The following is a 16,447-nucleotide window of genomic DNA, read 5'->3' on the forward strand; positions in this document are numbered from 1 at the left end:
TGTATTCTGAGCCTTCCGTTTGTAATTTGTGTTTTGGCAGAAGTCCGACGAGATAGAGGGTATTGATAGTACTGAAGTTACTGCTATCATCAGTTTTTCCGGATTTTTCCGGATTCGGATTTATATCTCTTATATTTAAAGGCGATACCAATGAAAAGGGGAAGATGAAGATTCGAAATTCTTCATGGGACAATTTCATATCCACGTGGCTGCTGTAGCTGGGCAAATCCCAGTCTGCATTCCTATTGTTGTTTTTTGTTGACTGATTTAGTTTAAATTGAAAGCGTCGTTTGTTCTTTTCGATTTCTTTACTGACGCTTGTTAAGCTATCAATTGATATGGTTTTTTCATCTCCAACGACTGCTAATACCTTGCCTTTTTTGTTAGCAAACAAATACTGACTGAAGCCGCGTTTGGGAATGGGTAAAATATCGGTGATTCGAATTTCAGCTATTTCTTTAGGGTTATTGCTGTTTCTGTCCTGAATTTTAATGCTTTGTCCTTTTATCTTTTGGAATCTTCAGTTTGTAGCTGGGTAACTGGGTGCGGATAGAATTAAGACTTTCTTTATTGACGTGCATTTTGCGCAACTGGCTTAGGTTCTCATTCAACTTGTTCGAAGCCTCGTACAGCACGCGGTAATAATCATTATTTACGAGATCTTCTCTGCTGTCGACGTAGCTGAAATAACCAATAAGAACGCCGATTAACAGCGCTATGAGTGCAAAAAAACCTAATCGGCGATTTAACGCCGGTTTTCTGGGTTGCGCTGGATTTGTGACTGTATTGACTGATTCGGTTGCCATCAGCACCTCCTCGCAAGCTAACAGTTAAGCATGTGAATGCCGAAATACACTCAGTAAGAATAAAAAAAACGAAACATACAGTTTGTTAAAAGCATCCTGGATTGTTCGTTTAAAAAACATATGCATCGTTTTTGCTGATAATTGCTTAGCCTTATCAACAAATAAGCAATTTTTAATTGTTATTGTTATGTCAAATTCAGTTTATCAGAAAGACCATGACAATATTATGGGAAAACTCACTTCGAAGAATGAAAAAGCAATATCAATTTTTTTTCGCGCTCGAATGATGACGTATTGCGACCACCAGGATAGCGATGCTTGTCATGGAGAATATCTTGAAGAGTGGAAATATTGAAAATTGTCTGATAGCAAAAAGGGCCTGTGTTCAGGAATTAATAATGCTAAGGTGCCAGAAGGTTATCGTTGCCCGCCTTTTGTCGACAAGCGGTGGCGCTGAAAGGATTTTATTAGATGTGTGTTGCAAGACATTTAGTCAGGCAATTACAGGGCTACATAATGATGCGAGAATTATGATAAGTACTTTACGCCGCAAGTTTTTTGGCAGTTTGAACATGACCTGCCAGTAAACCCACATAACGTTCAAGTACGTATTTGTCCGGAACATCCAGCATATGCCGAATAAAATCAGCGCGGTGCCGTTCATCGTAAAACGGTCGGTGTGGATTTTCAGCAAAACTACGGACAGCATGGTAAATATCGTCGCGGCAATGCATTGCAGACTCAGGTATATAATGTGAGATGGCGGAATACCCGGCATGCAGATAATCTGCGGAAAGCACCGGGATGCCGCGTTTGACGGCCTCAAATGCGACGGACGTGGCAACATCGATAATCATGTCCGCTGATGCGATCAGGCTGGCTGAATGTTCGCTGTCCTGCGCAACCTCCAGTCGTGATGACTGAATCTGTCTTAGAATTTGTTTAAGCGGCGTCTGCAAGTAGTCGCGCGTATGAGGTTTGATAATCAGCCGTATATTCTCAAACTGAATAACCATCCTGATAACACGCTGTATTTCATCCCAGAAAAGTGAAAATTCCTTTTTTCGAAGAAAAAATACAATGTAGATTTTTTGTTGATGCTTTCGGGTAACAGGCGGTGGTAACAGGCGGTGCAGTACGTTCAGCCATTCGTCGTTATACCTCGGGGAGCCCAGTATTTTTATTTTGGCCTCATCAATAAAAGGGCGGTAGCGTTTTGCGCATAATTCGTTCGGGCACACGATATAGTCGAACATGTCGCTGTGGGCATATTTGGCTTGCGGTCCGACATGAAATTCGTGATTGCGGATGAGTTCATTGTAGTGCGGACTGTCACCATGCGGAAGCGAGACGCTGATATGCCCCTGCTTTCGGGACAATGCGAGCACATGGCGCACAAACTCAATGGGCAGTGTTGATTTCTGGCTGACCCAGTCAAACACAACCACACCTGCTGAATCTGGCGGAAAAGCTGTCTTGAGCAGAAATGTTGCCAGTTTGTCCCAGAATTGCATGCGCGTTCTGACCGGCCAGAAAACTTCGAACAAATGGTACAGCGAGTGGGATATATATCGGCCTGAATGGCCATATAAAGCCAGGCTGAGAAATCGAAACCTGCACTGATCGGCTGTGGTCAATATGTTCTGAATATTCAGTACCTTGACGCCGGCAAGCGAAGCGATAAACTGTATGCGGTAGTCCCGGGCAATGCTCGAGAAGCTGATCAATACCACCGTGCAACGAAATCCCGAACGGGACCATTTGTATATTACGGGGACGATATGGTCGATGTCGTTGTAGTGTCTAAGAAAAAAAAGTGCCTGTCGCATAAGTCGTAGCCTGGTTGCCTGCATGGTTGTGCATCCGTATCAACACAGGCCGTTGAAAGGTTTTTTGTGTTTTCAAAAAGGCAGGTTCAAAAATTTCTGAAAACTTTTAGACGGCCTGTGTAGTGCGGGTTAATCGGTGCTGCGCACTATGGTGTCGCGCCGGCTTTTCTCAAAAACACCGTTGATACGGATTAGCTGTGTTTCGCCGTTTGAATCGTCAACACCGTCGTTATCGTTTGCAAATAGCATGTCACCTTTTCTCGTCACTGCCAGGCTTTCTATTTTCTCAAGCACCATGCCGCCCGTTGCTTCAAGATCGGGCATCAGGTCGCGTATCAGTGTTTTAGTCAATACGTCAAAGGTTTCACCCTCTGGCCTGAAAATGACATTGTTAACAGAGAACGCGTAGATGTGCTTGATTCGCGCATCCGTATTGGCCTGATTATCACGCTCGACGACAGCAAAGCGGCCATCTCCCAGTGCGGTTATTTCCGATAAGCCAACCCAGCCGCCATTCGGTGACTGACGTACCTCCAGTGGATAGTATGCAAATGTCCATTCCCGGCTCGCCGTGTCATAACGACCGATTCTGACCTGACCGCCATCATCGGTATTATTCGGCTCCGGGTCGCCTATCCAGGGGCGCTGGAATGCGACATATAGTACTTCATTGTCGCCTTCCTTGACCGAGGCTACACCTTCAAAGCCAAAGCGGCGTTGTTTTGCATTGACACTGTCGGGCAGTGTGACGGTGTCAATAATCACGCCGTCCGCAGCAACATGTACGAGTTCATTCAGACTGGTTACCGGACGTCCTGGGTCGTCTACCGATCCAGCACCTTCAGAAGCAATCCAGAAACTGCCGTCTCTATTCGAACTCGCAGCAATACCTTCAGCATCCAGATTGACAGTATGGCCGTTCTGATCTTTCAGTATGATCTCACCGGTAATCACAGCCGGTTTTTTATGAATGTTCATGACATAAATACGGCTTTGCTGATAAAAACTGTCATGTACGGCATACAGCGTTTTTTCATGTCTGGGATCAATTGCGAAACCTGATAAGGCGCCCCATGGGATGGGTGTGCCGTCGGCGCGGTTTTTTGAGAAAACAGTGGGATAATTCGCCTTGCCATGGTTGCTTTTTTCCAGTTGATAAATTGTGATAACGCTGCGGTATTTGTCATCGCGCGAATCGTTTTCGCTGGCGGCCACCAGCAAGTTCCTGTTCGGAATGGCTTTAATGCCTTCAGGTCCGACACCGGCTGGCAAGACTTGCATCAATACGGGTTTGTGGTGTCTTCCTTTTATTTTGTATACGAAAATTACACTTGAACGCTCGGATGCGACAAATAAATACTGCTGATGGCGATATTCGGCGAATTCCACATTTTCCGGTTCATTGCCTTTATTACCTGAACGGCTGTCGGGATAGTGCCCCAGACGTACCACTTCATGTTCCAGTGTATTGCCGGCTTCAAACAGGATATTGCCATCGGTATCGAACAGCGTGAACCCGCGACTGCCCCCGAACAAGTCGCCCTCATCAGCTGTTGCAAAAACTTCGTTGGAAATCCAGGTTACACCATCGGGTTCGCGTGCAACATTTGTCAGCGTGTCCGTCAGACTGATCAGCGCTGGATCTTCTTCCTGGTTATCGATCTGATGCAGATCGGTTAAACCGGCGGAGAAGTGATTGATGATTGTGCCTGTAGCCAGGTCGATTATTACAATATGGTTGTTTTCCTGCATCGTAACAACGGCGATATTGTCAGTATTGATGTCTACATATTCGGGTTCTGCATCGCCCGGAAACAAATCGGCTATATTATCCAGGTTGACATCACGGATCGACCAGTCTGTCGGCATGCCAGCCAAATCGACAATCTGCAGTAAACCGGCAGGCGCCTGCGGCGGTTCTCCGTTTCCTAAATCCTCGTCGCGTTCATTTTCAATCACGATAGCAGCATAGCGTTCGTCCGGACTGACGGCGACTGAATCCGGTTGTCCCGCCAGCTTATGCGTTGCGACGATTGTCTGCGTACCAATATGGACAACATGAAGATGTCCGCTGGGTGAAATAAAGCTGGGAGAAGTATTGACCGCAACCAGCGCGTATTCTCCAGCCACGGCGACCGATGTCGGTTCTCCACCGACATCAATGGCACCGAGTGCTTGAGGATTGTCGGGCCGCTGGATATCGACAAAACCCAGTTTGCCTGTTTCACTGTCGGTATAAACCAGTGTGTTGCCGTCTTTACTGGCATCGACAATTTCCGCGACCGTCTCAACGCCCATATCTGTGTTCAGATACACGGGAAAAGTTGCAATGCGGTTAAAAACACGTCCGTCCGCCAGTGCCGCGAACGGCAACAGAAAAAAGACCACGAGCACGATTACCCCGAATACGGTGTACGTGTGGACTTTAAGGCGGGATATATCACTATTAATATGCATTTAAAACTCCAGTTTTTTTGTTATGTATGGTGCTTGATTACAGGTGATCTTAAAATGTGTTGATGTCAATTTAATGACAAATGCATGAAGTTGCATGTACTGAAGTTGCATGTACTAATGGCGTGTTTGGAAATAATGCTGCGTCATTGATGCAGATAAAAGTATTGCTGTATGGATCGGGTCATCACATTTTTCCGAACTGTCGCCTGTCACGCCAGCGGAATCGGATATCCATACATAGCTGGCAACCATGCTTATCCGTCAATACGGAAACGATTCTGCGTTCAGGGTTATGCAGTTTGCAGTGAAGGAAATGCCAGGTATGGATCCTGATTTTCACAATTGCCGGACGCTCGGGTCAGGCTGTCACTTAATAATTGGTCTGTTTATCTGTCAAAGTGTAGCGTCATTCTGGAAAGAGTCAGGCCATCAAAATGTCTCACAAACTATGACAAATTGCTGTAAGGTAATAAACAATCCAGGAGAACAGAAGGAGCGCCACCTGCTGGCGTAAAAATACAATTTTTACCTGTTTTGGGTTATCCCGGGCAAATGAATTCATTGTGTCTGAGCAAAACGTGACCGGGATCGACTGGTTAACAGATCTATATCCTGTGAAGGAGAATGTATATGGATCAGATAGAATCGATAAAACATGACATTTCATTGCTGACAGAAGGCGATATTTATCTGTTCAGGCAAGGGACGCATGCAAGACTGTATGACAAACTCGGTGCGCATCAGATTGTTCATAAAAATCAACAGGGAACATTTTTCGCGGTGTGGGCGCCGAATGCGCAGTCTGTTTCGGTTATTGGGGATTTCAATAACTGGAGTGCTGACGCGCATCCGCTGAAAATGCGCAGTGATGATTCGGGGGTCTGGGAAGGATTTATTCCGGGCCTGTTATCCGGTACGGTTTATAAGTATCATATTGTCTCACGGTATCATGGCTACCGGGTCGATAAAGGCGACCCTTTCGCTTTTTTTTGGGAAACACCCCCGAAAACAGCATCCAAAACCTGGGACATGGATTATGAATGGAACGACGCGGACTGGATGAATAACCGGAAAGCTGTCAATGATCTGGATGCGCCACTTTCTATCTATGAAATGCACTCGGGTTCCTGGAGACGCCTGGTCGAAGAAGATAATCGACCGCTCAATTACCGGGAACTGGCCAAGTGGCTGCCCGAATACGTGCGTGAAATGAATTTTACTCATGTTGAATTCCTGCCCGTTACGGAGCATCCCTTTTATGGTTCATGGGGTTATCAGACAACGGGCTACTTTTCTCCAACTGCGCGCTATGGTACGCCGCAGGATTTTATGTACCTGGTGGACTGTCTGCATCAGCAGGGTATCGGCGTTATTCTTGATTGGGTGCCCTCGCACTTTCCCGACGATGCTCACGGCCTGCATTATTTCGATGGGACTTATTTATTCGAGCATGCCGATCCCAAACGCGGCTATCACCCAGAATGGCAGAGCTATATTTTTAATTATGGGCGTCACGAAGTGCGTGCGTTTCTGATCAGCAGCGCACTGTTCTGGCTCGACAAGTATCATATTGACGGCCTGCGTGTGGATGCGGTGGCCTCCATGCTCTATCTTGATTATGGTCGCCGCGAAGGAGAATGGACGCCAAACCAGCATGGCGGTAACGAAGACCTTGACGCAGTCAGCTTTTTGCGCAGTCTGAACGAAGCGGTTTACAGAGATTATCCTGGGGTGCAAACGATAGCCGAGGAATCCACCGCATGGCCGGCCGTTTCCCGGCCCACTTATGTGGGCGGGCTGGGTTTCGGCATGAAGTGGAACATGGGCTGGATGCACGATACGCTGACTTATTTCAGCAAAGACCCGGTTTATCGCAAGCACCATCATAACCAGCTGACTTTCAGTTTGTGGTATGCATTCAATGAAAATTTTCTGCTTCCCTTTTCACACGATGAGGTCGTTCACGGCAAAGGCTCGATGATCGGCAAGATGCCCGGTGACGACTGGCAAAAATTTGCCAATCTGCGCGCGCTTTATGGTTATATGTATGGCCACCCCGGAAAAAAACTGCTGTTCATGGGGAATGAATTTGCGCAGTGGAGCGAATGGAATCATGACCGCAGCCTCGAATGGGAATTGTTACAGCATGCACCCCACCGGGGTATACAGGACTGGCTGAAGGATCTTAATCACTTTTATCGCAACGAAGCTGCATTGTATGAACAGGATTTTGCGTCCGAGGGTTTTGAGTGGGTGGACTGTAACGACTGGGAAGAAAGCACCATCAGTTTTATCAGGTCAGCAAAACGCAGTGGGGATGTCATTCTGGTGGTATGTAATTTTACGCCGATCACCCGTATGAATTATCGCGTGGGTGTGCCGCGTGGCGGCTGGTGGCGTGAAGTGCTGAACAGTGACGCAACCCAATATGGTGGCAGTGGCCATGGCAATCTGGGTGGTGTGGAAGCAGCGCCGGTCAGCGTTCACGGCAGATCGCACTCTCTGATGCTGAGTCTTCCGCCTCTGGCGACACTCTTCTTCAAGGCGGAGGAATAGATGGTCCATACGTTACCTGAAACAGGGCAGTGCAGAGTAATTATCGAGCGTGTGGAACCGCAGGTGAATAGCGGGCGTTTTCCTGTTAAGCGCACTGTTGGCGAACAGGTTGCGGTAGAGGCTGATGTCTTTACCGATGGACATGAGCGGATTCATTGTGTGTTGTTGTATCGCAGTGAACATCAGTCAGCGTGGCACAAAACTCCAATGAAGCCGGTGGGTAATGATTGCTGGCAGGGTGCATTTTCTGTACATGACTTGGGACGCTACTATTACACCGTGTCTGCCTGCGTTGATCATTTTGCCTCATGGTCAGGGGATCTCAAGCGGCGTTCCGATCCCGGCGATATCGAGATTGCACTGCTTGCTGGCGCGGAATTGATCGATGCCGCTGCTTCACGCGCGCAGCGCAGTGATGCGAACAGGCTCCGTTTTTTTGGCAAAGCGCTACGCAGCGACGATGACTGGCGCGTTCGGTTTGATACGGCGTTCGATGCCGAGCTTGCACAGCTGATGTCCCGGTATACGGACCCGAATCTGGCAACGGAGTATGGTCGGGAACTGGCCGTGGTTGTTGAGCCTGTACTGGCGCGCTTTGGCGCATGGTATGAGATTTTTCCGCGTTCTTGCAGCACAGAACCCGGTTGTCACGGTACTTTCGCCGACTGTGAGGCACGCTTGCCCTATATTGCCGCGATGGGCTTTGATGTGCTGTATCTGCCGCCGATACACCCCATCGGTACTACAAAACGAAAAGGCCCAAATAATACACTGGTGGCGGGCGAACAAGATCCCGGCAGCCCATGGGCCATTGGGTCAGAGGAAGGAGGGCATCTCAGTGTTCATCCGGAACTGGGTACACTGAAGGAATTCCACAGTCTGATTGCGCGTGCACGCGAGCACAAGCTGGAAATCGCCATGGATATCGCGTTTCAGTGCTCTCCGGATCATCCATATGTCAAGGAGCATCCGGAGTGGTTTCGACACCGTCCTGACGGCAGCGTTCAGTTCGCGGAAAATCCACCAAAAAAGTATGAAGATATTTATCCATTTGATTTCGAGAGCACCGGCTGGCAGCAATTATGGGCGGAACTGGAAGGCGTGTTTCGCTTCTGGATCAAACAGGGTATACGGATTTTCCGGGTGGATAATCCGCATACCAAAAGTTTTTATTTCTGGGAATGGACAATCAACAGCATCAAGCGAGATCATCCTGAAACGATTTTCCTGGCTGAAGCGTTTACACGGCCAAAGGTACTGCACTACCTGGCCAAACTGGGATTCAGCCAGTCTTATAATTACTTTCCCTGGCGCAACACCAAATACGAGATTGTTCACTATCTCACCCAGCTGTCCAAGGGCCGTGAGCGCGAATACCTGCGCCCCAATCTGTGGCCGAATACGCCGGATATCCTGACGGAATATCTGCAATATGGTGGTCGACCTGCATTTATGATTCGTCTTGCGCTGGCTGCCACCCTGGGAGCCAGTTACGGTATTTATGGTCCGGCTTTCGAGCTTTTTGAAAACAAACCGAGAGAACCCGGCAGCGAAGAATACCTCGATTCGGAAAAATACCAGATTCGGCACTGGGATCTGCAGCAACGTGACAGCCTGAAAGATTATATTGCACGAATAAACCGTATTCGCCGGGAGAATCCGGCACTGCAATTTGACCATATATTGCGGTTTCATGCTGTGGATAACGAATCTCTTATCTGCTACAGTAAAAACACTGAGGATCTTGGCAATATCATCCTGGTAGTGGTCAATCTGGACCCGCATCATATACAGTCAGGATGGCTGGATATTCCGCTGGATACCTTCGGGCTGGATGTGGATCATTCCTATCAGGTGCATGATCTGTTGAGCAATGCACGTTTTATCTGGAACGGTCCGCGAAATTATGTTGAACTGGATCCCCGGATTGTGCCGGCGCATATCTTCCGTCTTCGCAGGCGTGTACGCAGTGAACGGGATTTTGATTACTATATGTAACCCAGGGAGCAAGTATGGACTGGCAGATTGCTGACAAAGATGACGATCCATTCTGGTACAAGGATGCCATTATCTACCAGTTACATGTCAAGGCCTTCTACGATCATGACAATAATGGCATCGGCGATTTCGCGGGGTTGACGCAAAAACTTGATTATATTCAGGATCTGGGTGTCAACACCATCTGGTTGTTGCCATTCTATCCGTCACCACAACGTGATGACGGCTATGACATATCAGATTATCGTAATATCCACCCCGATTACGGCACACGCAAGGATTTCCGGAATTTTCTGCGCGAAGCGCATCGGCGCGGATTGCGCGTGATCACTGAACTGGTAATCAACCACACTTCGGACCAGCATCCCTGGTTTCGGGCTGCACGTGAAGCGCCACCGGGCAGTAAGAAAAGGGATTTTTATATCTGGAGCCAATCCAGTCAGAAATTTCCGGAAACACGAATTATTTTTACCGATACCGAGTCTTCAAACTGGACATGGGATGATACGGCGCAGGCGTTTTACTGGCACCGTTTTTTTCACCATCAACCGGATTTGAACCACAATAACCCGGACGTGGTCAAGGCTGTGATTCGGGTGATGAATTTCTGGCTTGATATGGGTGTAGACGGATTACGTCTGGATGCAGTGCCGTATCTGTGTGTACACGAGGGCACTAACAATGAGAATCTGCCCGAAACCCATGCAGTGCTCAAGCATATGCGTTCAGTTGTGGATGCGCGTTACCGTAATCGTCTGTTTCTGGCTGAAGCCAATCAATGGCCAGAAGACGTTCAGGATTACTTCGGTCAGGGCGATGAATGCCATATGGCATATCATTTTCCACTGATGCCGCGGATGTATATGGCTGTCGCATTAGAAGACCGGCATCCCATTGTAGAGATCATGCAGCAGACACCCGAGATTCCCGATAGCTGCCAGTGGGCGATTTTTTTGCGCAATCACGATGAACTGACGCTGGAAATGGTAACCGATCGGGAACGTGATTATATGTACGAACGCTACGCAGCGGATCCACGCATGCGTGTCAATGTTGGCATCAGAAGGCGGCTGGCACCACTGATGGACAATGATATTGACAAGATCAAGTTGATGAACAGCCTGCTGATGTCCATGCCGGGATCACCAATTGTTTACTACGGAGACGAAATTGGTATGGGCGATAATTTTTTTCTGGGTGACCGGCATGGCGTACGTACCCCCATGCAGTGGAGCCCGGACCGTAATGCCGGTTTTTCCAAGGCGGACCCGCAATTTCTGTATTTGCCGCCCATTATGGATCCGGTGTACGGTTATGAAGCTGTTAATGTGGAAGCGCAGAACCGCGAACCTTCGTCACTGTTAAACTGGATGAAACGCATCATTGCTGCGCGCCAGTCTTACCCGACATTCGGACGCGGCACGCTGGAATTCCTGAATCCAGGCAACCGCAAGATTCTTGCCTATATACGCGAATACGGCGATGAATCCATTCTTTGTGTGGCAAATCTGTCCCGTTCAGCACAACCCGTAGAGCTTGATCTGTCCCGGTTCAAAGGCAAAATACCGATAGAGCTGCTGGGACGGACCGCTTTTCCACCCATTGGCGATCTGCCTTACATGTTGACGCTGCCCGGCCATCAGTTTTATTGGTTTTGTCTGACCGCCAATACTGAAGCGCCGGTCTGGCATTCGGAAGCACCGCTGCCGTTAAAACTGCCGGTCATGGTTTTATTTGACGGGTTGCGCAGTTTTCTGAGCGAACAGGCTGAATTAAGAAAGTCGACGATGGCCGAGAAACTCCGGGCGCAACTCGAACGAGAAATTTTGCCTGATTTCTTGGTCAATCAACGCTGGTTTGCTGCCAAAACCGAATCGCTGGACCGCATTGAGATTATGCGCCTGACAACGCGTTCACAGGAATCTCATGCATGGCTCTGGTTGTGGATCAAGGTTTATTTTGCGCAACAGGATGCACAGATCTATTTTTTGCCTTTATCAATAATCTGGGGTGAAACAGACGATGATCATGTCCGGCCATTACTGCATGTTGCGCTGGCAAGAGCACGACAGCGTGCCCGAGTAGGCATCATTTATGATGCGGTACACGACGAAGCATTTGTTCGGGCAATCATCAGTTCCATGAGCCAGTCAGCAGCTGCGGAAACCGTTTCGGAAATGATTCATTTCCGCGCTACCTCGGCCTTTGACAAGTATGTCGATGACAGCTGTATGGCGGAAGATCAGCGACCTTTGTCCGAAAGCACCAACAGTACTATTGCACTGGGAGATCGGTTATTTTTGAAGCTGTATCGACAGTTGCAGCCAGGCGTGAATCTGGAAATGGAGATGGGGCGTTTCCTGACTGATGTTTCGCCTTATCCAAATATCTCGCCGTTAATAGGCTCAGTCGACTATCAGGAACCAGATACGCCTGCGACGACGCTGGCCCTGATTCAGGCATACAAACCCAATCAGGGGGATGGGTGGACTTACACGATCGATTATTTGCGGCGCTTTTTCGAGGATTGTCTGACCAACCCAACGGTCATAGAAGAAACCGAAAACTGGCATGCCGATTATAAATGGCTGATACACATACTCGGACTGCGTACGGGAGAACTGCATCGGGCACTTGCCTTTGCAGGTGGCAACCCTGATTTTGAACCGGAGCCCATTCTGCCGTCAGATTTAATAAACTGGCGTGAGCAGGTCTGCCAGGATCTGCACAAAACGCTGGAGAAGCTGACGTTACACAGTAGCGCTATTTCGGAAAATGACCAGGCAGGCGTGCATGAGTTACTGGACATGTCGGCACAACTGTTAAGGCGAATCGATACGCTGATTCCGGAAAACCTGAACGCTGTCAAAACCCGTTACCATGGTGATTTTCATCTCGGCCAGGTGCTGCTGACCGAGAACGATTTTGTCATCATTGATTTTGAAGGCGAGCCGGGCAGACCGCTGGAAACGCGCCGGGCCAAACATTCGCCTTTGCGTGATGTGGCCGGTATGCTTCGTTCTTTCAGTTACGCGGGTGCCGTGGCATTAACCGGCTGTGCGTCAGTACGACCGGCAGACCGCGAGCGATTGATGCCCTATGTTCAGGAATGGGAATTGGCTGCACGTGATGCTTTCTTATCCGGATACCGTGAAGGTATAGCGGATTGCCCGGCCTGGCCTTCTGCGGACAAGGATGCCGGGCGGTTAATTGAGTTGTTCATACTTGAAAAAGCATTGTATGAATTGCGCTATGAACTGGATCATCGCGTGGAATGGGCTGGAGTTCCGCTGACGGGTTTGCTTGCTATATTACATACGACATCCAATGCATCCGGAGAAGGCGCATGAAAGAAATGAGATCGCAGCCAAAAATTATGGCTTTCGTGATGGCGGGTGGCGAGGGCAGCCGCCTGCAGCCATTAACTGAAAAACGTTGCAAACCGGGTGTGCCGTTTGGCGGCCGCTATCGAATCGTGGATTTTGTGTTGAGCAACCTGATCAATTCAGAGATTCGATCGATTTATCTGCTGGTGCAGTATAAATCCCAGTCATTGATCGAACATATTCGCAGGGCCTGGACGATTTCGCCGTTGCTTCCGGAACATTTTGTAACCGTCGTACCACCCCAAATGCACAGAGGCAAGTCCTGGTTTACCGGTACTGCTGATTCTGTCTATCAGAATTTGAGTCTGATCAAAGAACATCAGCCGGATCTTGTGGTGGTATTTGGCGCGGATCATATCTATCGAATGGATATCAGGCAGATGGTGCGATTCCACATCCAGCGGTGCGCAGATGTCAGTCTTGCTGCGCTACCAGTGCCAATAGAACAGTCACCCAGCTTTGGTATCATTGAGGCGGACACTGATGGCCGGGTAAAAGGGTTCCAGGAAAAGCCCGCACATCCGCAGGCAATTCCCACTGATCCGTCGCGTGCCTATGCGTCTATGGGTAATTATATCTTCAACACTGCTGTACTGATTGAAGCGCTGGAGATTCTGCATCAGCGCGAAGAAACCGATTTCGGACGGCATATGCTACCGATGTTGTTGCAAAGCCATCGATTGTTTGCCTATGATTTTGCTTCCAACGATGTGCCGGGTATCAAATCTTATGAAGAAAAAGGCTACTGGCGCGATGTCGGTACCCTCGATGCTTATTTCGAGGCGCATTTTGATGTGCTTGGAATGGAGCCGCGTTTTGACGCATTCAACCCGCAATGGCCCATTTACTCGAGCGGTTATCCGGGGCCGGTTGCCCGCGTAATAGGAGGATGTATAGACAACAGCCTGCTTGGTGCGGCCACTGTGATTAATGACGCCAATGTGCGCAATTGTATTATTCGACGAGAATCCGTCATAGAGCCGGGTGCTGAGCTTGAAGATTGCATTATCATGGATTATGTACGGATCTGCCGTGGTGCCAAACTGCGCCGCGTTATTGTAGACCGGCATAATATTATCGAGGCGGATGCGCGCATTGGTTTTGACCCTGAAGAAGACCGCCGGCGTTACCACGTTACGCCTACCGGCCTTGTGGTTGTACCACTGGGAGAGATCAGCTACTTCGCACGCGATTCGCGCGGCAAAGGGCCTGGATATAATGAATAACATGCAAAATAATATCAATAAGCCTTTTCCGCGCCTCTGGCCGGGCAGGCCCTATCCACTGGGTGCCACATGGGACGGGGCAGGCGTTAATTTTGCATTATTTTCGGAACATGCGGATAAAATCGAATTATGTGTATACGACAAAAAGGGTCATCGTGAAATCCAGCGGATTGTTTTGCCGGAACAGACCGACCGGGTCTGGCACGGCTATCTCCCTGAAGCGCGTCCCGGTCTGCTATACGGTTACCGGGTGTACGGGCCTTACAAACCTGAAGAAGGGCACCGCTTCAATCCGAACAAGTTATTGATCGATCCATATGCCAAGGATATTCACGGCCAACTACGCTGGAGTGAAGCGCATTTCGGTTATAAAATTCACAGTAACCGCAAGGATCTTTCGTACAACTGGAGCGATAATGCGCGCAGTATGCTCAAGTGTCGCGTTATTGATCCTGCATTCACCTGGGAGGATGACCGCCCACCCAAAACACCCTGGCATGAAACCATAATTTACGAGTTGCATGTTAAAGGGTTCACCCGGCTGCACCCGCTGGTACCGCCGCACCTGAGAGGCACCTATGCGGCACTTGCCTGCGAGCCTGTCATCGAGCACTTTCACCGTTTGGGAGTCACCGCGATAGAGTTAATGCCAATACATGCGTTTATAAACGATCATTATCTGGCTGAGCGGGGCCTGAGCAATTACTGGGGTTATAACTCTATCGGTTTTTTTGCGCCTGATAGCCGCTATGGTTCCAGTGGCGGGGTCAATGAATTCAAGACAATGGTTAAAACCCTGCACACTGCGGGTATCGAAGTAATTCTGGACGTTGTTTATAATCATACAGCCGAAGGCAACCAGCTTGGACCAACACTGTCTTTTCGCGGTATCGATAATGCGGTCTACTATCGTCTGACATCAGATAACCCCCGTTACTACAAGGATTATACAGGGTGCGGCAATACCTTGAACCTGATGCATCCGCGTGTATTGCAGCTGATTATGGACAGCCTGCGCTACTGGGTGCTGGACATGCATGTCGACGGTTTCCGTTTCGACCTGGCTGCGGCGCTGGCTCGAGGTCTCCACGAGGTGGATCGTTTGAATGCATTTCTCGATACCATACATCAGGATCCTGTGTTATCGCAGGTAAAACTTATCGCTGAACCCTGGGATCTCGGTGCTGGTGGATATCAGGTAGGCGGTTTTCCGGTTGGCTGGACAGAATGGAACGGCAAATATCGTGATGTTGTTCGCGATTACTGGAAAGGCGAAGGAGGTGTCATCGATGAACTCGGTTATCGTCTCACCGGCTCCAGCGATTTGTACGAGCATAACGGGCGCCGCCCTTATGCGAGTATTAATTTCATTACTGCTCATGACGGATTCACACTGCATGATCTGGTGAGTTACAACCACAAGCATAATGAAGCGAATCTGGAAGAGAACCGCGACGGCGAAAATCATAACCGTAGCTGGAACTGCGGCGCGGAGGGTGAGACTGACGATCCCGAGATCCGCGGTCTCCGCATGCGTCAGAAACGGAATTTTCTGGCGACGCTGTTTCTTTCCCAGGGCGTGCCGATGCTGTTGGCCGGTGATGAAATGGGGCGTAGTCAACAGGGTAACAATAATGCCTATTGCCAGGATAATGAGATCAGCTGGATTGACTGGGAGCTGAGTGAAGAAAACCGTGAATTGCTTAATTTTGCGCGGTCACTTATCAGCCTGACCAAAAAACATCCCAGTTTCAGACGTCGAAATTTTTTTCAGGGACACAGCATCAAAGGAAAAAAAGATATTGTCTGGCTGAATCCGGATGGAAAAGAGATGAGCGAGGAACAGTGGCAGCATGATTTTGCGCGCTGTCTAGGTGTCTTTCTGGCAGGAACGGGGATTAACGAGCGTGATTCGCGCGGACATATGATTATTGATGATGATTTTCTGATGTTGCTGAATGCTTATCATGAGGAGATTCCATTCAGGTTGCCGGATTTCGCTGCAGAATATGACTGGAAAGTGTTGATCGACACCATGGAGTTTGCAATACCGCCAGCCGCACAGCAGTACCGGTGCGGCGAAAGTTATCCCCTGCAGGGACGCTCGCTGGTGCTGCTCATACATGAAAGAAAGCAAATTCGATAACAGATTGTTGCAGCGCGTCAGTAGATTTCATTGATAAAAGTTG

At 48.9% G+C, this 16,447-nt stretch carries 9 protein-coding genes; 6 read left to right on the plus strand and 3 right to left on the minus strand.

Annotated features, from left to right (window positions below; all coding sequences use genetic code 11):
- Positions 1-488: 488 nt before the first annotated feature.
- Complete coding sequence (locus BMY62_RS08920) at positions 489-806, minus strand: hypothetical protein (protein WP_090658783.1); 318 nt, start codon at positions 804-806, stop codon at positions 489-491.
- 187 nt (positions 807-993) lie between these two features.
- On the opposite strand from BMY62_RS08920, the gene BMY62_RS16125 reads away from it, so the two are divergent.
- Positions 994-1,161 carry a hypothetical protein gene (locus BMY62_RS16125; RefSeq protein WP_177170341.1) on the plus strand — a complete coding sequence of 56 codons (168 nt, stop codon included), beginning with the start codon at positions 994-996 and terminating at the stop codon, positions 1,159-1,161.
- Between the two features lie 187 nt (positions 1,162-1,348).
- On the opposite strand, the gene BMY62_RS08925 is transcribed toward BMY62_RS16125, so the two are convergent.
- Together BMY62_RS08925 and BMY62_RS08930 are read right to left on the minus strand one after the other, a co-directional pair.
- Entirely contained in the window at positions 1,349-2,635 is a 1,287-nt protein-coding gene (locus tag BMY62_RS08925; RefSeq protein ID WP_143058783.1) for a hypothetical protein, read from the minus strand.
- 129 nt (positions 2,636-2,764) lie between these two features.
- Complete coding sequence (locus BMY62_RS08930; protein WP_090658787.1) at positions 2,765-5,092, minus strand: esterase-like activity of phytase family protein; 2,328 nt, start codon at positions 5,090-5,092, stop codon at positions 2,765-2,767.
- 630 nt (positions 5,093-5,722) lie between these two features.
- On the opposite strand from BMY62_RS08930, the gene glgB reads away from it, so the two are divergent.
- From glgB to glgX, 5 genes are read left to right on the plus strand one after another with little or no spacing between them, the layout of a single operon-like run.
- Complete coding sequence (glgB, locus tag BMY62_RS08940) at positions 5,723-7,648, plus strand: 1,4-alpha-glucan branching protein GlgB (protein WP_090658791.1); 1,926 nt, start codon at positions 5,723-5,725, stop codon at positions 7,646-7,648.
- Positions 7,649-9,646, plus strand: coding sequence for an alpha-1,4-glucan--maltose-1-phosphate maltosyltransferase (locus BMY62_RS08945; protein WP_090658793.1), 1,998 nt, complete (start codon positions 7,649-7,651; stop codon positions 9,644-9,646). It abuts the gene before it with no gap.
- 14 nt (positions 9,647-9,660) lie between these two features.
- The gene (treS, locus tag BMY62_RS08950) at positions 9,661-12,996 is read left to right on the plus strand and encodes a maltose alpha-D-glucosyltransferase (RefSeq protein ID WP_090658795.1); all 3,336 of its coding nucleotides are present in this window, start codon (positions 9,661-9,663) and stop codon (positions 12,994-12,996) included.
- A complete protein-coding gene (locus BMY62_RS08955; protein ID WP_090658797.1) occupies positions 12,993-14,258 on the plus strand; it encodes a glucose-1-phosphate adenylyltransferase in 1,266 nt (421 codons plus the stop codon). Before treS ends, BMY62_RS08955 begins: the two co-directional genes overlap by 4 nt.
- On the plus strand, positions 14,251-16,404 hold the full coding sequence (glgX, locus tag BMY62_RS08960; protein ID WP_256207523.1) for a glycogen debranching protein GlgX: 2,154 nt from the start codon (positions 14,251-14,253) through the stop codon (positions 16,402-16,404). The genes BMY62_RS08955 and glgX overlap by 8 nt, the downstream gene beginning before the upstream one ends.
- Positions 16,405-16,447 lie beyond the last annotated feature (43 nt).

This window comes from Nitrosomonas marina (assembly GCF_900111605.1).
GTDB lineage: Bacteria > Pseudomonadota > Gammaproteobacteria > Burkholderiales > Nitrosomonadaceae > Nitrosomonas > Nitrosomonas marina_A.

Excerpts from the sequence above, each read along its gene's own strand:
- BMY62_RS08920 (WP_090658783.1), bottom strand. The coding sequence starts at position 806 with ATGGCAACCGAATCAGTCAATACAGTCACAAATCCAGCGCAACCCAGA.
- BMY62_RS16125 (WP_177170341.1), top strand. The coding sequence starts at position 994 with ATGTCAAATTCAGTTTATCAGAAAGACCATGACAATATTATGGGAAAA.
- BMY62_RS08925 (WP_143058783.1), bottom strand. The coding sequence starts at position 2,635 with ATGCGACAGGCACTTTTTTTTCTTAGACACTACAACGACATCGACCAT.
- BMY62_RS08930 (WP_090658787.1), bottom strand. The coding sequence starts at position 5,092 with ATGCATATTAATAGTGATATATCCCGCCTTAAAGTCCACACGTACACC.
- glgB (WP_090658791.1), top strand. The coding sequence starts at position 5,723 with ATGGATCAGATAGAATCGATAAAACATGACATTTCATTGCTGACAGAA.
- BMY62_RS08945 (WP_090658793.1), top strand. The coding sequence starts at position 7,649 with ATGGTCCATACGTTACCTGAAACAGGGCAGTGCAGAGTAATTATCGAG.
- treS (WP_090658795.1), top strand. The coding sequence starts at position 9,661 with ATGGACTGGCAGATTGCTGACAAAGATGACGATCCATTCTGGTACAAG.
- BMY62_RS08955 (WP_090658797.1), top strand. The coding sequence starts at position 12,993 with ATGAAAGAAATGAGATCGCAGCCAAAAATTATGGCTTTCGTGATGGCG.
- glgX (WP_256207523.1), top strand. The coding sequence starts at position 14,251 with ATGAATAACATGCAAAATAATATCAATAAGCCTTTTCCGCGCCTCTGG.